Source organism: Desulfoferrobacter suflitae (genome assembly GCF_022603395.1).
GTDB lineage: Bacteria > Desulfobacterota > Syntrophobacteria > Syntrophobacterales > Syntrophobacteraceae > Desulfoferrobacter > Desulfoferrobacter suflitae.
The window spans coordinates 239,411-258,665 of the sequence record NZ_JAIBKA010000006.1 but is presented as its reverse complement, the minus strand read 5'-3'; the positions used below and the strand labels follow the sequence as shown (position 1 = coordinate 258,665).

17 protein-coding genes are annotated in these 19,255 nt (G+C 56.4%); 14 read left to right on the top strand and 3 right to left on the bottom strand.

Going from position 1 to position 19,255, the window contains the following annotated elements; translation table 11 throughout:
• Positions 1–13 precede the first annotated feature (13 nt).
• From nifE to nifA, 4 genes are all read left to right on the top strand, one after another.
• Positions 14–1,402, top strand: a complete 1,389-nt coding sequence (nifE, locus tag K1V27_RS12575) for a nitrogenase iron-molybdenum cofactor biosynthesis protein NifE (protein WP_258930351.1) — start codon at positions 14–16, stop codon at positions 1,400–1,402.
• 45 nt (positions 1,403–1,447) lie between these two features.
• The gene (locus K1V27_RS12570; protein ID WP_258930350.1) at positions 1,448–2,830 is read left to right on the top strand and encodes a nitrogenase component 1; all 1,383 of its coding nucleotides are present in this window, start codon (positions 1,448–1,450) and stop codon (positions 2,828–2,830) included.
• 12 nt (positions 2,831–2,842) lie between these two features.
• Positions 2,843–4,117, top strand: a complete 1,275-nt coding sequence (gene nifB / locus K1V27_RS12565) for a nitrogenase cofactor biosynthesis protein NifB (RefSeq protein ID WP_258930349.1) — start codon at positions 2,843–2,845, stop codon at positions 4,115–4,117.
• Between the two features lie 550 nt (positions 4,118–4,667).
• Positions 4,668–6,215 (top strand): nif-specific transcriptional activator NifA, encoded by a 1,548-nt coding sequence (gene nifA, locus K1V27_RS12560; protein ID WP_258930348.1) that lies wholly within the window; start codon positions 4,668–4,670, stop codon positions 6,213–6,215.
• 163 nt (positions 6,216–6,378) lie between these two features.
• On the opposite strand, the gene K1V27_RS12555 is transcribed toward nifA, so the two are convergent.
• Entirely contained in the window at positions 6,379–6,930 is a 552-nt protein-coding gene (locus tag K1V27_RS12555) for a transposase (RefSeq protein WP_258930347.1), read from the bottom strand.
• A gap of 564 nt (positions 6,931–7,494) precedes the next feature.
• On the bottom strand, positions 7,495–8,211 hold the full coding sequence (locus K1V27_RS12550) for a FadR/GntR family transcriptional regulator (RefSeq protein ID WP_258930346.1): 717 nt from the start codon (positions 8,209–8,211) through the stop codon (positions 7,495–7,497).
• A gap of 180 nt (positions 8,212–8,391) precedes the next feature.
• Between K1V27_RS12550 and K1V27_RS12545 the strand changes: the two genes are divergently transcribed.
• From K1V27_RS12545 to K1V27_RS12515, 7 genes are all read left to right on the top strand, one after another.
• Positions 8,392–9,393 carry an NAD(P)H-dependent amine dehydrogenase family protein gene (locus K1V27_RS12545; protein WP_258930345.1) on the top strand — a complete coding sequence of 334 codons (1,002 nt, stop codon included), beginning with the start codon at positions 8,392–8,394 and terminating at the stop codon, positions 9,391–9,393.
• Between the two features lie 182 nt (positions 9,394–9,575).
• The gene (locus K1V27_RS12540) at positions 9,576–10,799 is read left to right on the top strand and encodes an ABC transporter substrate-binding protein (protein ID WP_258930344.1); all 1,224 of its coding nucleotides are present in this window, start codon (positions 9,576–9,578) and stop codon (positions 10,797–10,799) included.
• A gap of 134 nt (positions 10,800–10,933) precedes the next feature.
• Positions 10,934–11,842: a branched-chain amino acid ABC transporter permease gene (locus tag K1V27_RS12535; RefSeq protein WP_258930343.1), complete on the top strand. Its 909-nt coding sequence runs from the start codon at positions 10,934–10,936 to the stop codon at positions 11,840–11,842.
• The gene (locus K1V27_RS12530) at positions 11,839–12,780 is read left to right on the top strand and encodes a branched-chain amino acid ABC transporter permease (RefSeq protein WP_258930342.1); all 942 of its coding nucleotides are present in this window, start codon (positions 11,839–11,841) and stop codon (positions 12,778–12,780) included. The genes K1V27_RS12535 and K1V27_RS12530 overlap by 4 nt, the downstream gene beginning before the upstream one ends.
• Entirely contained in the window at positions 12,780–13,499 is a 720-nt protein-coding gene (locus K1V27_RS12525) for an ABC transporter ATP-binding protein (protein ID WP_258930341.1), read from the top strand. Before K1V27_RS12530 ends, K1V27_RS12525 begins: the two co-directional genes overlap by 1 nt.
• On the top strand, positions 13,489–14,202 hold the full coding sequence (locus tag K1V27_RS12520) for an ABC transporter ATP-binding protein (protein ID WP_258930340.1): 714 nt from the start codon (positions 13,489–13,491) through the stop codon (positions 14,200–14,202). Before K1V27_RS12525 ends, K1V27_RS12520 begins: the two co-directional genes overlap by 11 nt.
• 9 nt (positions 14,203–14,211) lie before the next feature.
• The gene (locus tag K1V27_RS12515) at positions 14,212–15,396 is read left to right on the top strand and encodes a M28 family metallopeptidase (RefSeq protein ID WP_258930339.1); all 1,185 of its coding nucleotides are present in this window, start codon (positions 14,212–14,214) and stop codon (positions 15,394–15,396) included.
• Between the two features lie 284 nt (positions 15,397–15,680).
• Here K1V27_RS12515 and K1V27_RS12510 read toward each other — a convergent pair whose 3' ends face one another.
• Entirely contained in the window at positions 15,681–16,046 is a 366-nt protein-coding gene (locus K1V27_RS12510; protein ID WP_258930338.1) for a carboxymuconolactone decarboxylase family protein, read from the bottom strand.
• 433 nt (positions 16,047–16,479) lie between these two features.
• On the opposite strand from K1V27_RS12510, the gene K1V27_RS12505 reads away from it, so the two are divergent.
• The 3 genes from K1V27_RS12505 to pstA all read left to right on the top strand — a co-directional run bounded on the left by K1V27_RS12505 (position 16,480) and on the right by pstA (position 19,169).
• The gene (locus K1V27_RS12505) at positions 16,480–17,298 is read left to right on the top strand and encodes a phosphate ABC transporter substrate-binding protein (RefSeq protein ID WP_258930337.1); all 819 of its coding nucleotides are present in this window, start codon (positions 16,480–16,482) and stop codon (positions 17,296–17,298) included.
• A gap of 105 nt (positions 17,299–17,403) precedes the next feature.
• Positions 17,404–18,297 (top strand): phosphate ABC transporter permease subunit PstC, encoded by an 894-nt coding sequence (gene pstC / locus K1V27_RS12500; protein WP_258930336.1) that lies wholly within the window; start codon positions 17,404–17,406, stop codon positions 18,295–18,297.
• A complete protein-coding gene (gene pstA / locus K1V27_RS12495; RefSeq protein ID WP_435051668.1) occupies positions 18,294–19,169 on the top strand; it encodes a phosphate ABC transporter permease PstA in 876 nt (291 codons plus the stop codon). The genes pstC and pstA overlap by 4 nt, the downstream gene beginning before the upstream one ends.
• Positions 19,170–19,255: the final 86 nt, after the last annotated feature.

The window sequence follows — 19,255 nt, the reverse complement described above, 5'->3', positions numbered from 1 at the left end:
AGGACAGAACGTCATGAGCAACGAATCACAGCTTATATTCGAAGAGCGAGAAGACCAGATTCATCGCAAAGGGGAGCAGCCCTATCGCCTGGCCTGCGACCGCGACAGTCTGGCCGGCGCCGTCAGCCAGCGGGCCTGCGTTTTCTGCGGCTCGCGGGTGGTGCTCTACCCCATCGCCGATGCGCTCCATCTGGTGCATGGCCCCATCGGCTGCGCCGCCTACACCTGGGACATCCGCGGGGCGCTGTCGTCGGGCCCGGAACTGCATCGGCTGAGTTTTTCCACCGACCTGCAGGAAAAGGACGTCATCTTCGGCGGCGAGGAAAAGCTCCATCGCGCCTTAATCGAGCTCATCGACCGCCATGGGCCGAAGGCCGCTTTCGTCTATTCCACCTGCATTGTCGGCATCATCGGCGATGACCTGGCGGCCGTGTGCCGGCGGGTGAGCAAGGAAAAAGAGCTGCCGGTCATTCCGGTGCAGTCGGAAGGGTTCAAGGGCAACAAGCGGGCGGGCTACCACGCCGCCTGCAAAGCCATGTTCGAACTGGTCGGAACGGGCGATGTCAGCGGCATTTCCCCTCTCAGCGTGAATATCCTGGGGGATTTCAACCTGGCCGGGGAAATCTGGATCATCCGCGAGTACTTCCAGCGGATGGGCATCGAAACCGTCGCCAACATCACCGGGGACGGCCGGGTGGACGACCTTCGGCGAACCCACGGGGCCGCTCTGAATGTGGTGCAATGCTCCGGCGCCACCATGGACCTGGCGAAAATGATGCAGGAAAAATTCGGCACGCCCTTCATCCGGGTCTCCTATTTCGGCGTCGAGGACATGGCCGAGTCGCTCTATGCGGTGGCGCGCTTTTTTGAAAAACAGGACTCTAACGTCTTATCGCGCACTCAGGAACTGGTGCACGAGGAGCTTTCGGTGCTCCTTCCCCAGTTGAAGGAATTCCGCCAGGCGCTGCGGGGCAAGAAAGCAGCCATTTATGTAGGCGGAGCGTTCAAGGCCTTTTCGCTGGTCAAGGCCTTTCGACTGCTCGGTATGAAGGTGGTGCTGGTCGGTTCGCAGACCGGCACCGCCGAAGACTACCAGGAGCTGCACGAAATCACCGACGAGGGGACCATCATCGTGGATGACTCCAATCCCCTCGAGCTATCCTCGTTTCTCAAGGAAAAAGACGTCGACATTTTTGTCGGCGGGGTCAAGGAGAGGCCCATCGCCTACAAGCTCGGGGTCGGTTTCTGCGATCACAATCATGAGCGCAAGGAGCCTCTGGAAGGGTTCGTGGGCATGTTCAACTTCGCCCGTGAGGTCTACACCTCGGTGATGAGCCCCGTGTGGCGCTTTGTGCCGCGACGGTCGAGAACGCTCGCAGAGGAGCGGTTTGCCGGCAGCTGAAAACGTAAGAAGGTTGGAAAACTACAAAGTCAGTAGGTGAAAGCCATGAGCGATTACAGTTCTCCTTATATCTCGACCACCAACGCCTGCAAGCTGTGCAAGCCGCTGGGCGCCTGCCTGGCTTTCCGCGGGATCGAGGGCGCCGTGCCGTTTTTGCACGGCTCGCAGGGCTGCGCCACGTACATGCGGCGCTACATCATCAGCCACTTTCGCGAACCCATGGACATCGCTTCGTCATCGCTTGGCGAAAAGCATGCCGTCTACGGCGGCGAGGCAAACCTCAGGCAGGGCTTACAAAACGTCATGAAAAAATTCGGTGCCCGGCTGGTCGGGGTGGCGACGACCTGCCTGACGGAAACCATCGGCGATGACGTGCCCATGATCCTGCGCACGTTCAAGCGGGAAATGGCGGAGCAGGGGACGGCGCACCAGGACCTGCCGGCCATCGTCAACGTGGCCACGCCGAGCTACTCGGGCACCCACATGGAAGGCTTTCATGCCGCCGTGCGCGCGGTGGTCGAGCAGCTGGCGGAATGCCCGGAAGATGCCGGCCGGAGCGCCGCCGTCAACCTGCTGCCGGGTTTCACATCGCCCGCCGATGTGCGCTATTTGCAGGAAATTATGGCGGATTGCGGAATTCCCGTGATCGTTTTGCCGGACATTTCGGAAACCCTCGATGGTCCGGCGCTCGATGACTACCGGAAAATCCCCGATGGTGGAACGTCATTGGCCGAAATCGCGCGGATGGGTTGCTCGCGGGCGACCATCGAACTGGGGCGCACCCTGTTTGGCCATGAGAGCGCCGGCCGGCTGCTCGAAACTCGCTTTCAGGTGCCGCTGCACCGCCTGGGCGTGCCCATCGGCCTGCGCGAGAGCGACCGCCTGTTCGAGGTGCTACAGCTTCTGGCGGGGGTCGAGACGCCAGAAAAACATGTGCTGGAGCGCGGCCGCCTGATCGATGCCTACGTGGACGGGCACAAGTACACTTTCGGCAAGGGCGCCGTGATCTATGGCGAGGAGGACTTGGTGATTGGGCTCACTTCGTTTCTGCTCGAGATCGGCGTGAAACCGCTGCTGTGCGCCAGCGGCGGCAAAAGCGGCCGTCTGCGGGAAGCCATCGAGGACGTCAATGACAGCATCCTGCCGGAGCTGCCGATCATCCGTGAAGGGGTCGATTTCTATGAAATCGCCGAGGAGGCGGAAAGCCTCTCGCCGGACCTGCTGCTCGGCCACAGCAAAGGCTACCATTTGGCCCGCCGTTTCAGGATACCGCTCATTCGGGTCGGGTTTCCCATCCACGACCGGTTCGGCGGCCAGAGGGTGCTCCACCTGGGCTATCGCGGGGCGCAGGAGTTGTTCGATCGAATTGTCAACGCACTGCTTGACGCCAAACAGGAAGCTTCACCCGTTGGCTACGGCTACATGTAGAAGGATTGGACCATGACTGCCAGGTTGGACCTCACTCGACATCCGTGCTTCAATGCTGAAGTGAAGGGAGAATGCGGACGAATTCATCTGCCGGTGGCGCCCAGGTGCAACATCAAGTGCAACTACTGCAACCGTAAATACGACTGCGTCAATGAAAGCCGCCCGGGGGTGGCCGGCGGCGTCCTTTCGCCGGCGCAGGCCGTCGCCTACCTCGAGGAGGTGCTGGAAAAAGAGCCGCGAATCAGCGTGGTGGGCATCGCCGGGCCCGGCGACCCGTTTGCCAACCCGGTCGAGACGCTCGAGACGCTGCGCCGGGTGCGCGAGAAATTCCCTCACTTGCTCATCTGTCTTGCCACCAACGGGCTGGGGCTGCCGCCGCACCTGGACGAACTGGCGGCAATCGGCGTTTCCCATGTCACTATAACCGTCAATGCGGTCGATCCCGCCATCGGCGAGAAGATCTTTGCCTGGGTGCGCGACGGCAAGGTCATCTACCGCGGCGTCAAGGCGGCCGAGCTGCTGCTGCAGCGGCAACTGGAATCGATCTGCGGCTTGAAGGCGCGGGGGATCGTGGTCAAGGTGAACTTCATCGTCATCCCCGGCATCAACGATCACCATGCCGAGGAGGTGGCGCGAAAGATGAAGGAGGTGGGCGTGGATCTGCTCAATTGCATGCCCATGTACCCCAACGCCGACACGGTCTTCGAACATATTCCCGAACCCGATCGGGAAATGCTCGACGGGGTGCGCGCGACCGCCGAACGGCATCTTCCGCAGATGCGCCACTGCACCCGCTGCCGGGCGGACGCCGTCGGCCTGCTGGGGGAGGACCGATCGGCGGAATTCAGCGGCTGCCTGAGAAAGTGCTCCAAACTGCTGCCGGCCGCAAAGAACCGGCCTTACGTTGCGGTGGCCACTCTGGAAGGGATTTTGGTCAATCAGCATCTGGGTGAGGCGACCCATCTGCAGATTTGGGGCGAAAACGGCGACGGCTACCAACTGGTGGAGGTGCGCGCAACGCCCAAACCCGGGAGCGGAATGCGCAGATGGCAGCAATTGGCCGAGCTGGTGGCGGACTGCCGGGCGCTTTTGGTCAGCGGCATCGGCGACAATCCGCGGCAGGCGCTTGAGGCCGCCGGAGTCCTGCCGGTCGAGATGAGCGGCTTTATCGAATCGGGCCTCGAGGTCATCTATCACGGCGGAAGCCCCGAAGCCCTCAAGCAGCGGCGACGCGGCGGCTGTGCCAAGGGGGCCGGCTGCCAGGGCGATGGCGGTGGGTGCGGGTGAGGTCCAGGGCTCATGTGCCGGATCACGGCCGCGCGGCGCACCCACCCCCGCATGGCTCAGCCAACCACGCCGGCTCCAGGGTCTGCAAAAGCGACCAAATTGTAACAAAGCGTGGCTGCCGGGCCGGGGAAATAACGTTTTTGTGCCATCCTCCGCCCCTGTCGGGGTTGCGTAGGGTGGGCGGAGGCGCGTCTTTTTGCGCCGTAACCCACCGCAAACCTGGCTGCCGCAGCTTCAGGCGTCGCCACAAGTCGGATTTACTCGTTGTGGGTGGCTTTGCGGTCCCACACTGGCTTCATTCTGTCATTCCCGCAGGCTTCAGGCGGGAATCCAGTAATGGCGCCGGCTTGGATTCCCGCCAAAAACATGCGGGAATGACGGTCACGGGGCATGATTCTGTGCCCCTGCGCTTTTTTTAGAAATTACCGTTTCACAACCATCTGTTTTCATTGTTGATCGTGATTCGACATCAAGTCTCGGATTGGATGGAATCATGCCCGAACAACCGCCGGCGCAAATTCGGCACGCATATTGCTCAGGGTTATTGAGGATGGAAAAGAGAATTGCAGAACTTGAGCTGAAAGTATTGTTTGAGATCAGCCGCGTTATCGGGCAGGCGCTGCAGCTCGACCAGTCGCTGGAGAAGGTGCTGGCGATTTTATCCGAGTCCCTGTCCATGAAGCGCGCCACGGTCACCCTGAAAGATGACGAAACCGGGCATCTGGTCATCCGGGCGTCGCATTGCCTCAGCCCCATCGAGCGAAAGCGCGGCATCTACCGGCAGGACGAAGGCGTGACGGGCCTCATCTTTCGCACGGCGGAGCCCTTTGTGGTGCCGGACATCAGCCAGGAACCGCTGTTTCTCAACAAGACCCGCTCACGGACCATCGAGAAGGGGCGCATCGCGTTTTTGGGCGTGCCGATCATGCTGCATGGCCAGCCCATCGGGGTGCTCAGCGCGGATCGGCTGTTTGGCGACGAAATTTCCTTCGAGGAGGACATCCGCTTTCTCTCCATCGTGGCCACCCTCATTGCCCAGTTCGTGAGCCTCAACCGCCAGGTGAAGGAGCGCGAGGAAAAGCTGCGGGAAGAAAACATCTCCCTCAAAGCTCAACTGTCCCGGCACACCCGGCAGTTCTTCATGGTGGGCAAAAGCGCCGCCATGGTCGAGGTGCAGCAGCTAATCAAAAAAGTCGCGCCCAGCAGGGCTTCGGTCCTGCTTCTGGGTGAATCGGGCACCGGCAAGACGCTGGTGGCGCGAATCATCCATGAACTGAGCAACCGCTCCAAATATCCGTTTGTCAAAATCAACTGCGCGTCCCTGCCGGAAAACCTCCTCGAGTCGGAGCTTTTCGGGCATGAAAAAGGGGCCTTTACCGGTGCCGCCAAGGCCAAGGCGGGGCGCTTCGAGGAGGCTGACGGCGGGACCATTTTCCTCGATGAAATCGGTGAACTGTCCCCGCCGCTGCAGGCCAAGCTGCTGCGGTTCTTGCAGGAGAGAGAGTTCGAGAGGCTCGGCAGCACCAGGACCATCAAGGTGGATGTGCGCATCATCACCGCCACCAACAAGGACCTCTCCGATGCCGTAGACAAGGGGCTTTTCCGTGAGGACTTGTTCTATCGACTCAATGTCTTTCCCATTCAGGTGCCGCCGCTGTGCGAGCGCAAGGAGGATATCCCCGATCTGCTCAATCATTTTCTGGAAAGGGCCTCCAAGGAATACGGCAAAAGCTTCCGGTTGACGCCCCAGGCGCTGCAGGTGCTGGTCGATTACGAGTGGCCCGGCAATGTGCGGGAAATGGAGAACCTCATCGAACGCCTTGCCATCATGGCGGAAGGTGACGAAATCGACCTGAGGGACTTCCCCATTTCGCTTCAGCGCCAGCCGGGCAACGGCCGCGACAGCGGCGATCATTCCCTGTCGCGACTGGAGGAGATGGAAAAAAAGGAAGTGGTGGCCGCCCTCCAGCGCAACGACTTCATCCAGTCCCGGACCGCCCGCGAATTGGGGCTGACGCTGCGGCAGATGGGCTATCGGGTGAAAAAGTTCGGCCTCGAGGCGATGATCGAGCGAAACCGCTCGCGCGCCGCACGATGATACTTCCCTGCAAGTTCTAAGACTCCTGCCGACTACTTCAGTTTAAGGAGGAGGAAAAGAGGCTGTTTTCTCTAGGAGCCTGTCCGAGAATAAATAACAGTGTGATTGTAATATAATATGTCAATAATATATTGAAGGTACTTCACAATTCACTCGCATGTCCCTAGGTGCGGGGGTTGCGAACATCCCGGCGGTTGGGCATGAAATTATCCAGGCCGCGGTCCCTTTCCGGGATATTGTTACGGCCAGCGCGCTCGATAAGCACGACCATCTGGAGAGCGATTTTGAATAGAAACAAAAAGGCCTCGATGCGCTCAGGGGTATGCAGGTAAATGGGCTCAAGCCGATAGCCGCTTTTGGCTCTGCGGTTGAGGTGTTCGCATTTGAACTGACTCTTGTGAGCCATCATGGCTTGTTCAAGGCTGAGTTGTTCAGCGGGTTGATTGGTGACCAAAGGATAACAGCCGGCTCGATAGAGAGCTTGCTCGAAGCCGAGCTTGATGCTCTCGCCTGTCTTGTTATTGTTGCACTCGCCGTAGACGGAAGCTGAGGTGGTGTCGTTATGGCAAAGTCGGCTTTTGATCTCGAACTCTTTGGTGCAATTTTGCGTCGGGAGCAACTCGAGGTTGCCTAATCCGTAGTCAAAGTAAGCGCGCAATATGGGAGCAAAACCAACACCCTGAGTTTGCACTGACTGAACACCGGACTCTGTCATTTATCCCTCCTGTGGAAGGATAGCTCAGAATAAGATCAGAGCATTGTCCGGCCTGGTATTCAGCTTTTTTATGGAGATATATAGGCAAAATAAGATCTAATAAGTTACATATCTCAATATTACATAAATTTTCACTAGTTTTTAGAACTATTCAAAACACAATCAATGAAGAGCGAAATGTGAGATGTATGATTTCCGTCGTCAGACACAAACCCACGTCATGGATCTGGAGTATCCCGTTGAGGTCCCGAAAAATGGCTGCCCGCGCCATGATAGTGTTGAGCGTCCGCGACCCTCGAGAGGCAAACCGTATGCTGGACAACACACGCAGCAGACACCCTCTTACAGTTTTGATCGCGGCCGACTTCGGGTGGTTCAACGCGCCCTACACTCCGAATGCAGGTTTTCATCCGTGACGAGTAGAGTTGCCATGAGGCACCTCCTTTACACAACAGTCCAAATTATATGCTGTGTGAATTCAAATGAAGACACACAAAGCATGACGTCGGAGAGCTCTTGTTTTTGTGGCAAAAGCACTGTCCCGGGGCTTATTTTTGTGCCGTTTTAGGGATTAAAGATATTGATGCCGCGCCTTTTGGCGGCATTTTTGAGATGCGCGTACAGGGCTTGCCGGGCTTGTTCGGCGTCCCTTGCGGCGATCGCTTCAAACAGGCGCACATGTTCTTGGTATGACTGTTGGGTGAGAGCAAGATTGGCCGGCTGGTTTTCGTCTTCCGTCAACAGGTCCCAAAGCCTTTCATTCACATATTCCATCAGACTGGTGAGAAGCGGGTTGCCGGAGGCATTGAGGATGGCTTGATGAAAATCAAAATTGGCGTTGCCGCCATCCAGCCCGTCTTGCATGGCCATAGTGAGAGTCGTCAGGCACGCCTGCAAGTTATTGATGTCGTCTGTGCTGCAACGCATCGCGGCGAGAGCTGCTGCATCGCCTTCCATGAGCACTTTCAATTCGTATAAGGCAGCCATCTGGGTGGCTTTATCCAATCCCTGGAAAGGAAATCTGAACACCTGAAAGGAGTTGTCCGCGACTCGCGAACGGCTCCCCTGCTTAGATTCAAGGATTCCCTGCTGCTGTAACCGGGCCAACGCTTCTCTCACAACGGCTCTGCTCACATTAAACCGGTACGACAATTGGGCTTCCGAGGGTAGGGGATCGCCCCGGCGGATCGTTCCTTTTTCTATTTCAGCCGCCAGAAAACCGGCAACCTGCTCTGAGAGCCTTGGGGCGCGCTTTAAATTTGGCTCTTTTGAAAATTTCATGGGCCGTTTCTTTCCCTTCGGGTAAACTGATTTAATGCCTTTTTTATAATTGATAAATAACCCAGCGGCGTGCTAGTTGTCAACTTGTCAGCTTGTCATACAAATTTTCTGCTCCTCATAAAATCATAACCCACAACCCGTCCCAACAGGGTGAATTTAAACCGAAGAATGGATTACCCCATGAAGCGTGAAATTCGAGTTATTCAGTATGGCATCGGACCGATTGGGCAAAGAATTACCGCGCAACTCAACGAAAAGACCAATGTTCAGATCGTTGGGGCGATCGACAGTGATCCGCAAAAGACTGGCGTTGATCTCGGTGAACTGGCGGGCTTGAATACTTCGCTCGGCGTCAAAGTGACTGATGACTCGGCAGGCCTCCTCAGCGATATAGAAGCCGACGTTGTGGTATTAACGACCACTTCGACGATGAAAAACATCGAACCTCAGATCATGGAAATCGTCGCCAGCGGCAAAAACCTCATTTCAAGCTGTGAAGAGTTGGTGTATCCCTGGAAAACGCAGCCCGAGATCGCAAAAAAAATTGACCTGGCCGCCGTGGATCACCGGGTATCGGTCTTGAGTACTGGCGTAAATCCCGGTTTTCTCATGGATTTTTTTCCGCTTGCCATGACCGGCATTTGCCAGGAGGTCAGACGAATACACGTCGAAAGGATTCAGGATGCCAGGCAAAGGCGGATTCCCTTCCAGAAAAAGATAGGTGCCGGTTTGCCTTTGGAACATTTCAACCAAAGGCTGGAAGAGGGAGTGCTGCGTCATGTCGGTCTGGTGGAATCGCTCCATCTACTTGCTGCCGGTATGGGTTGGAGTCTCGAGAGGGCGGAAGACATCATTTCGCCGGTAATCGCTTCCAAGCCGTTGGAAATCGGTGATCTCAGCATCGAGCCTGGGATGGCGGCCGGTGTTAGACAAATTGGCCGCGGTTTTGTGAAAGGTGAGGAGGTCATCACACTTCATTTTGAGGCCTCAATCGGAGAGCCAGCGCCGCGTGATCGAATCGTGATCAAAGGGAGACCCGACCTGGATGTGACCGTTAAGGACGGCGTCAATGGAGACATCGCAACCACCGCGATCATTGTCAATGCGATTCCTACTGTGATTAATGCCGCACCCGGCTTGAGGACAATGATCGACGCAGGTCTCATCTCCTTTTGGGCCTGACAGCGCCGCACCAGGACCAGCCAACGGTACCTTGACGCTCGCTCCACGCTCGCCGCGACCGACATGACCGGCGACATCAGCGGCAGACAGCCACAGTCCTTTCCCTCTACTGCGAGGGAGTTCAGATATATCAGTGAGGTCGGTAGGGTTTTCAACCTTCAACCATGGAAAGGAGACAAGGTATGGGATTCAAATCGTTGGCGATGATCTTAGGGGTTTTCATGCTTTTCGTTGTCATGCCCGGGGCACATGCGGAGGATGTGGTCAAGATTGGCATCGTTGCGCCTCTTTCAGCTCCGGGCGGGGTTGAAACCGGACAGGCTCTGGTGGACGGGGCGAAAATTGCCGCTGAGGAACTGAACCAATCGGGCGGTCTGCTTGGGAAAAAAGTGGAGCTGGTGATCGGAGACACCAGCGGTGTTCCGGAAAAAGGAACAGCTGTGATGGAGCGAATGGTGACCCATGACAAGGTGGTCGCCGTTGGTGGAGAAGCACACAGCTCGGTGACGATGGCGGAAATGGAAGTGGCCCATCGCTACAACATTCCCCTGGTGATTTCCGAGGCCTGGGCGGATGAAATAACAGCCAAAGGTTATCCGGAGGTTTTCCGCTTGACTGTTTGCAACTCGTTGATTTATTCGAAGGCCGCCAAATGGATTAAGGACTCCGGGTTCAAGCATGTGGCCGTGATTGGAGAGAATTCCGATTGGGGCATGGGGGTCATCAAAGTATTTAAAGATAACTTGATGGCGGCGGGCGTCAAAGTCACCTCGTTTTCGGCCGAACGAACGACCACCGATTTTACTCCTCAACTGCTGCAGCTGAAGAGTGCTTCCCCGCCGGTGGACTTTCTGGTGGACGGTTTCACCGGAGCCGGTGAGCTCCTGATGATCAAGCAGGCGTATGAGCTGGGTTTGGCGCCGACCAAGAATTGTGCCCTACTCGGAGCGGGCATGGACACGCTGTATCCGGGCTTTTGGGACACGGTGGGTGAAGCGGGCGTTTATGTTCTCAGCAATCCGGCGGGTCTTCCCGGAATTCCCAAGACCGAGACCTCCGAGAAATTTACTCAACTCTTTAAAGACAAGTTTCAGCGCGAACCCGATGCCGTTGCGATGGAAGGCTATGATACCGTTATGGTTATTGCCGAAGCCATCAAGCTGTCCGGCAGCACCGCTTCCAAGGAGCTCATCGATGCCATGGAAAATAAGCTCAGCTGGCTCGGAACCAGGGGCACCATCACCTTCTCCAAGGAAAAGAACCCACCGTGGGCATACCATTTGTGGATGGATGTGCCGGTTTTCATCATTCAGTACACCGAGTTTAAGCAGGATCCATCGAAGGCTGCCATCTTGTGGCCGGAAGAATACGCGACTGTGGAATCATACATACAACCTCCCAAATAAAGGAACCATACTAATCTGATTTTTTGGCCGAAACCCGCACTGCAAGCCGAACGGCTGTTATCGAGAAGCTGTGTGGGGCGGGCCGGCGCAGAATCAACCACACCACCCCCGCACAATCCTTCTCGGAGGCCGCGATGCTGATGCTCGCCCAGCTTGTAAACGCTCTTGTTATCGGCACTCTCTACGCCCTGATGTCGCTCGGCTTATCACTCATATTCGGGGTTCTGAAGCTGGTGAACTTTGCTCATGGAGAGTCGCTGATGGTTGGAGGGTACCTTTACCTCTTTCTGGCGAGCTTTTTCCTTTCTCATTCTTGCGGACTGCCACTGCCGTTAGCGCTGATTACCAGCATGGCAGCAGTTTTTGTGTTCGGTTTGATCCTGGAGAGGTTGTTTCTGCGTTCGGCCTATGAACGCAAGACGGCCCGCTACGACGAGTATGTTATATTGGTGACTTTTACTCTGGGGATTTTCCTGCAGAACCTGGCGTTGCCGTTGTTTGGACCCTATAACCGCCAAGCCCCGGCCATATTCACAGGACGTATCAAGATCGGTGACCTGGTCATCGCCGGTGACCGCATCAGTGCTGCCGTCATAGCTTTCCTGATCATAGCACTGCTGCTTTTCTTCCTCTACCGGACCTATCTCGGCAAGGGCTTGCGCGCAGTGGCGCAAAATCCTGATGCCGCTTCCATTTTGGGGATTAGTGTGGCGCGCATGCGCGGCATGGCCTTTGGCATAGGCATCTCCCTTGCCGGTGTGGCAGGAGCACTCCTTGGTCCGATTTTTCTGGTCAACCCCGGCATGGGTGTGCCGTTTGCCATCAAAGCCTTTGTTATTGTGGTATTGGGCGGCATGGGCTCCATCAAGGGGACCATTATCGGGGCTTTCATACTGGCCATGGTCGAGAATTTCGGCTCCATTCTGCTGCCCGATCCGACCCGTGCGCTTGCTTACAAGGACGCTTACGGCCTGCTGCTACTCATCCTGACTCTGCTGTTTCGCCCGCAAGGCCTGTTCGGTGAAAAGGAGCGGCGCGCATGAGAAGATTCTTTCTCGGCGTGCTTTTGCTGCTTGCAGCGGCTCTGCCATTCATCTTTCAGGGCTACTGGCTTTATGTCGCCATCGTCGGGCTTTATTATGCAGTTCTGGCCAGTTCCTGGGCGATGCTGGCCGGCCAGGTGGGCATCATTTCCTTTGCCCACGCAGCCTTCGCTGCCGTCGGCGCCTACACCTCAGCCATGCTGGTCATTTATCTCAATTTTCCCATACCCTTGGCCATGGTTGCCGGCAGCGGAGCGGCAGCCGTGTTCGGTTTGGCCATCGGGGCGCTCACCCTGAAGATGCGTGGGCCCTATCTGGCCTTAACGACCCTGGCCTTCTCGGAGATTTTCCGCATCTTCCTGACGGCGGAATATGAGCTGACTCGTGGATCTTATGGGTTGAAAGTGCCGCTCATGCTGGACGGCAACAAGACCTGGTGCTATTACATCGGCCTGCTGCTGCTGGTTGCTACCGTGACGACTCTCTCGCTTGTCCTACGCTCCAAACTGGGACTGTTTCTACTGGCTATGCGGGAAGACGAAGACGGGGCGGCTACGCGCGGAGTCAATACCGTCTATTACCGTTTGTGCGCCTTTGTGATCACCAGCGCCTGCGCGGGTCTAGCCGGCGGGTTTTACGCTCACGTCATCGGATTGGTGAGCCCGAGAATAAGCACCATCAGCGAAATGGGACTGATACTGGCGATGAGCGTTTTCGGTGGATTGGAGTCGCTCATGGGATCGGCCTTGGGAGCGCTGGCGCTGCAGTCTCTGACGGAGTATCTGCGCGCCTTTGAAGAGTGGAGGCTAGCCATATTTGGAGGCCTCGTCCTGCTCATCCTTAAATTCACTCCACAGGGCCTCCTTCCGCGGCTGTCTGAGTTGTTGGATACATGCCGGCAGCGGAAGAGCAACATGCTAAAGGACGAACATCGCTAATGCTTGAGTTGAAAAATGTTGTTAAAAACTTCGGCGGTTTGCAGGCACTCTCCGGAGTATCGGTACGTTTCGCAATGGGGGAATTTGTCGGGTTGATCGGGCCCAATGGCTCGGGCAAGACCACTTTGCTGAGCTGTATATCCGGACTGTACCGCCCGAGCGAAGGTTCCATCCAGTTGGACGGTCGGGAAATTTCCCGCCTTGGTCCGCACAGGATTTATCGCTGCGGCATCGGACGTACCTTTCAGATTTCGAAAGTATTCGCTCGTCTCACGGTCCTGCAGAATCTTTACATTCCGGCCATGACGGTGGCGGAACTGGATCGAACCGGCATGCAGCAAAGGGCTGTGGAAATATTGCGCGCGCTCAAGCTCGACCAACTGGCCGAAGCTCCAGCCGAACGGCTCTCGGGAGGCCAAAGAAAGCTGTTGGAGATTGGGATGGTGATGATGAACACCCCGCGCTTCCTGCTCCTCGATGAGCCTTTTGGCGGTGTTCACCCGGTGCTTAAGAACCAGTTGGAAGAGTATCTGAAAGATCTACACCTGAGCGGGAAGAGCATTATCCTGGTGAGCCATGAAATGTCTTCCGTGTTCAGGATATGCGAGCGGCTTGTCGTACTGGATCGCGGTGCACTTGTGACTGACGGTCCTCCGCACGAAGTGCGCGCGGATCAACGGGTCGTGAATGCCTATCTCGGAGGCAAACATGCAGCTTGAGGTGCAGGATCTACATGCTGCCTATCAACGGGATCTTTTTGTCCTGCGGGGCCTTGATTTGACGGTAGCCGAGGGCGATGTCAGCATTGTCATCGGTCCCAACGGCTCGGGTAAATCGACCCTCTTAAAGTCTATAGCTGGAGTGCTGAAACCCCAGAGGGGGGCTGTGCTGCTCAATGGAGAGGACATAACGGGCATCAGACTGGATGAGATCATTAGGCGCGGCATCTGCTATATTCCTCAGGAGCGCGCCATATTTCCCCAGATGAGCGTGACGGAAAACCTGGAGATAGGCTGCTGGATTTTTAAACGAAATCGCAAACTGGTGCACGAACGAGTACAATGGGCTTTGGAACGATTTCCCGCCCTCAAGGATCGAAAAAATCAGCTGGTCGGATCGCTCTCGGGTGGTTTGCAGCGCACCCTGGACATAGCAAAATCTTTGTTGGCGAACCCAGCACTGCTGTTGGTTGATGAACCGTCGGTTGGACTCGCTCCCCTGGTGGCGCAAAGCATTTACGCGGAGCTCTTCGCTTTGAAGCAGGAAGGCAAAACGATTTTGCTGGTGGATCAGGATGTGCAATCGGCCATGGAAATTGCCGACTGGGTCTATGTTCTTGACCTTGGTCGGGTACAAACCCGGGGCTCCAGAGAGGATTTTGCGGGGCAACTGCATGAGCTTGTGGCAAGCTGGCTTTTGTAGGAGGAATATGTGACGGCGCTGAATGGATCTGCAATCCTTTCGATTATTCAGGAAATTTGCTCTTTTGGCTCGCGTTGGATGGGATCGCGGGGCGAGGAAAGGACCAGGAATTATATCCTTGATCGATTCCGGGCTGCCGGCTTGGCCACAGAGCTTCAATCGTTTCCCTACCTGTCCTATGCTCCTCAGACGGCAGCTCTATCCGTTGCTGGACGGGAGACATTGTGTCAGCCCATCGCACTTTCAAGTTCCACTCAAGAGCCGCTGACTGCTCCCCTAGTGTTCGCCGGACAATGCTCCGAGCAAGAGCTTGCCGAGCTCGAGTCGGGCGGGATCAAGGTTAAGGACTCGATACTGGTCACCACGAATATGCGCTCCTTCGTGGCCTACCCTCCGGCTCAGGATTGGGGTGCGCGTGGGCTCGTGTGCGTCACCGACCTCGAAGGCAATACCATCCGCTGCGGCTGTGCCCGGCTGGACCGGGAAGCCGGTAAGATCCCGGCGGTAGCCATCGGAGGTGACGACGGCCGATGGATCCAAACACAACTGCATTCCGGAAAAGCCATTGAAGCCACCCTTGAATCGCGCGGGCTGATCCAGGAGGCCCTGGGGTACAATGTGGTTGGCCGCAAAACCGGCACGAGCAAGAGAAAAATCCTTGTCACCGCACATTATGACAGCTTCTGGAACGGTGTGCATGCGATGGACAATGCTTCGGGCACTGCCGTCGTAATTGCTCTGAGCCAGGCACTGGCATTGTTGCCTGAGGTTTCGCTCGAATTTGTGGCATTCGGCGGGGAAGAACTGGGGCTTTGGGGCTCTTCGAGCTACCTGGAAAAGGCCGCGAAGCGTCTTGACGAGATCTTGGCCATGGTCAATCTCGATACCTTCGGATCGAATCGGAGCAAGCTGGAGATCGGGGTTACGGCGGACCTGGTTGGCCTTTGCGAGGATGTGGCTGAAGCGGTCGGAGTTTCCATTGACTGCTGGAATATTCCTCCACGAGCGGCGAGCGATCAGAATCCTTTTGTACAGCAGGGCGTTTCCGCCGTCTGGTTGGTGAATTGCGGCAATGACAAGCGCTATCACACGCCTTTGGATACACCGGATCAAATGGATTCGGAGAAGTTGGGAATTGTGGCAGCTTTGACGGAAGAACTCATCAAGCAGCTGGGTGCCGGCTGTTTCCAATGAACCGGAAAGCATGCTTGCCGGACCAGGGTTTCATGGCAGGCCACTCGCGAGCGGCGGCGCGGGGTGGCACATGGGACCACGGGTCTGCTGCCGTCTATCGCGGGAGCCCCCTGTTGACAATCCAGTGAACAAGCGGGCCAGTGTTCACCAGCAAGTCGCATCCATGACGGGCAGGAATCGGATCGGCCGGAAACCGGCAGGGCTATCCCGCCGGCTCAATGCCCAGAAAGCAAAGTGCGGTTTCGGCTGAATGGAAGTTGATCCCGGCCTGCACTTAAATGTCGTCACATCGACTTCTCTTTTCTCCTGAAGTACTCCAGTGCGTTAAGCACAAATCGGGCATAGGCCCCAGCAGGTCCTCCACCCATTTCGATGGCCACGTCTATGGTTTCATAGATTTCCTCATCGGTGGCCCCAGACTGCAGAGCTTGATCGAGATGCCATTCCATGCAGGGTTCACACTTGGTTACGATGGAAATGGACAACGCCATCAGTTCTTTTGTCTTTTTATTGAGAGATCCATCCGCGAAAGCTTTTTCCTCGAGGTCGAGAAACGCTTTATAGGTCTTCACGTTGTCGAGGAATCTAAGATGCAGCCTCTTGCGGTCCTTGATGCTCTGCTCAATGTGCTTGATGGTCAGATCAGACACGGCATATTCCTTTCCAATGATTTTGTCGCGACCTGTTGTTGGGCTGCCCGCAGTGTTCCCAGACGAGCGGAGAGAGGCAATCGGCTTTGCTGGGAGGAGGCCAACAGCAAGACGCATGAGTAATCCGCCTGAAGAGATACAAAGCCACCGATAGCCCAGTTCGCTCACTATGCAAATCGTTCGCATTCGTCAAGCCCCAATCGTGCGCACCTTAGCCGAAGACAAGGAGTGTACCGGCTGAATTGGGAGCAGAGTGTGCCTCTGCAGGGCAGTGCTGTAACGAGAAATCCGCCGTGTTGTCACATAATCGTAACAATTGACGGGTAATTTTTGCGCGTGGTGCACCGAATGAACGTCTTGGTATGACTTGCGGCAGTCTTTCCCAACGCTGCGGTCACAGAGGGATTTTTCCAAAACAGAGAGGAGTGAGTCAATGAAGAAGGCAAAATGGCTGATGGTGGTGACAGTTCTGTTGGCATGTGCGGGAGCGGAACAGGTTTGGGCGGGAACCATTAAGATCAATGGTTCGACGACGGTTTTGCCGATTGCCCAGAAGGTGGCGGAGGCATACATGAAGGAATTTCCCGAGGTGAGCATTGCGGTATCGGGCGGTGGCTCGGGCAACGGCATCAAGGCGCTGATCGACGGCACAACGGATGTCGCCAACAGCTCTCGATTCATCAAGGGAAAGGAAGTCCAGGCTGCGGTGGAAAAAGGGAGGTACCCGGTTCCTTTTGCAGTGGCCTATGATTGTATCGTCCCGGTGGTGCATCCGGCCAATCCAGTGAAAGACCTCACACTGGAGCAGCTGAAGAGCATCTATATGGGAAAGATCAGCAACTGGAAAGAGTTGGGTGGTGTGGACAAAAAAATCGCAGTCATTTCCCGTGACACCTCATCGGGAACCTATGAAGTCTGGGAAGAGAAGGTGATGGACAAGGAAAGGGTGTTCCCCGGTGCTTTGTTGCAGGCCTCCAACGGTGCTGTGGCGCAGGCTGTGGCCAAAAACGAGAACGCCATTGGCTATGTGGGATTCGGTTATCTCAATGAGGACCTCAAAGGCCTGACCGTAAACGGCGTTGAAGGCAACGCCGAAACCACCTTGAGCGGCAAGTACCCGGTATCCCGGGCGCTGTTCATGTTCACGGGCGGCTGGCCGGAAGGCGATGTCCTCAACTTCATCAACTACGTGCTCAATCCGATGAAGGGGCAGAAATACGTGAAGGAGGCGGGCTTTGTGCCTTTGTACTGATGTTTTTGGCTCCTCTCATGATGTTGTGTTTTTCACCGGTATCAAAACAGGAGTCACTGAAGTACAGGGCAGCGCGACCTGTGTGGAGAGATAGGAAAGACCCGCATGTTTGCTGATCGACAAAACAAGGAAAGAATCATCCGCCTGATTTTTCTTCTGGCGGCCTCCATTTCCATACTCATATTGTCGCTCATCGTGGTTTTCCTGTTCATGGAAGGACTGCCTATTTTCAGGGAGGTATCCATCAGAGGTTTTCTTTTCGGCAGGGAATGGTATCCCACCTCGGATCCTCCCGATTTTGGGATTTTTCCTCTGCTGACGGCTTCCTTTGCGGTGACCCTGCTGTCGGCCATGGTGGCGATTCCACTGGGAGTCATGACCGCTGTTTATCTGGCGGAGATCGCGTCGCGCCGCGTGAGGCAAATTTTCAAGCCCGTTGTCGAGCTCCTGGCGGCTCTGCCTTCCGTGGTGATCGGCTTTTTCGGCATGGTCATCGTGGCCCCGTACCTGCAGCGCACGTTCGATCTCGCCACCGGTTTGAACCTGTTCAACGCCTCATTGATGCTGGCATTCATGTCGGTACCGACCATAACGAGCATTTCCGAAGATGCCATCTACAGCGTTCCTGCCGAACTGAAAGAGGCGTCTCTCGCCCTGGGGGCGACCCACTGGGAAACCATCATCAGAGTTATCCTCCCGGCATCACTGTCGGGGGTGAGCACGGCAGTGATTCTGGGCATGTCGCGCGCCATCGGTGAAACCATGGTCGTATTGATGGTTGCCGGAGGTGCCGCCATGATTCCGACCTCGATATTTGATCCAGTGCGGCCGATGCCTGCGAGCATCGCTGCCGAAATGGCGGAAGCTCCTTTCCGCAGCGAGCATTATTATGCCCTATTTGCCACCGGCATGGTACTTTTCCTATTCACTCTGGTTTTTAATGTGATAGCGGACTACATCGCACAAAAACACAAACAGGTGGGTGCTGCAACGCTATGAATGGAGAACAAAGCGCCCCTAATTGGCGCGGGCGACGCCTGAAGCAGTTCGGCATGTTCGGGTTATTCCGCCTGGCGGTGCTGATCAACGCATTGGCCCTGTTCATTGTGGTGGGGTTTTTGCTCCTCAATGGAGCAGGAGCCATCAACTGGACGTTTTTAACCGAGGCTCCGCGCGACTCCATGACCAGGGGGGGTATCATGCCCTGTATCCTGGGAACCTTACTGCTCAGCTTCGGTTCCATGCTGGTGGCGTTTCCGTGGGGAGTTGCCTCGGCCATTTACCTGCATGAATATGCGAGCTCCGGCCCTGCTGTGCGCGTCATTCGCATGGGTATCAATAACCTGGCGGGGGTGCCCTCGGTGGTGTTCGGACTTTTTGGATTGGCCTTCTTTGTGACCTGGCTGAAGCTGGGTGTCAGTATCCTGGCCGGGTCGTTGACCCTGGGGGCGCTCATCCTGCCGGTGATCATCGGCACGGCGGAAGAAGCCTTGAGGGCCGTGCCGGCGACCTATCGAGAGGCGTCGCTGGCGCTCGGTGCGACCAAATGGCAAACCATTTACCGGGTCGTTTTGCCCGCCGCCTTTCCCGGCATGTTGACCGGTTCCATACTGGGAATCAGCCGGGCCGCCGGAGAAACCGCCGCGATCATGTTTACCGCCGCAGTGTTCTTCACGCCCCACATCCCCGCGTCGTTATTCGATCCCGTTATGGCGCTGCCCTATCATATCTATGTGTTGGCCACCGCCGGGACCGAAATCGAGGCCACGCGGCCCTTGCAGTACGGAACGGCGTTGGTCCTGATCGCCGTGGTTTTCGGCATGAATCTCATCGCCATCATCTATCGGGCCCGGCTGCAGCGCAAATACTGAGTACAGCCCCACGCAATTACAACTGCACCCTCATATTGCAGCCCAGTGAAATGAGGGAAACTCTATGCGTCAAGCTCCCAGCCCCG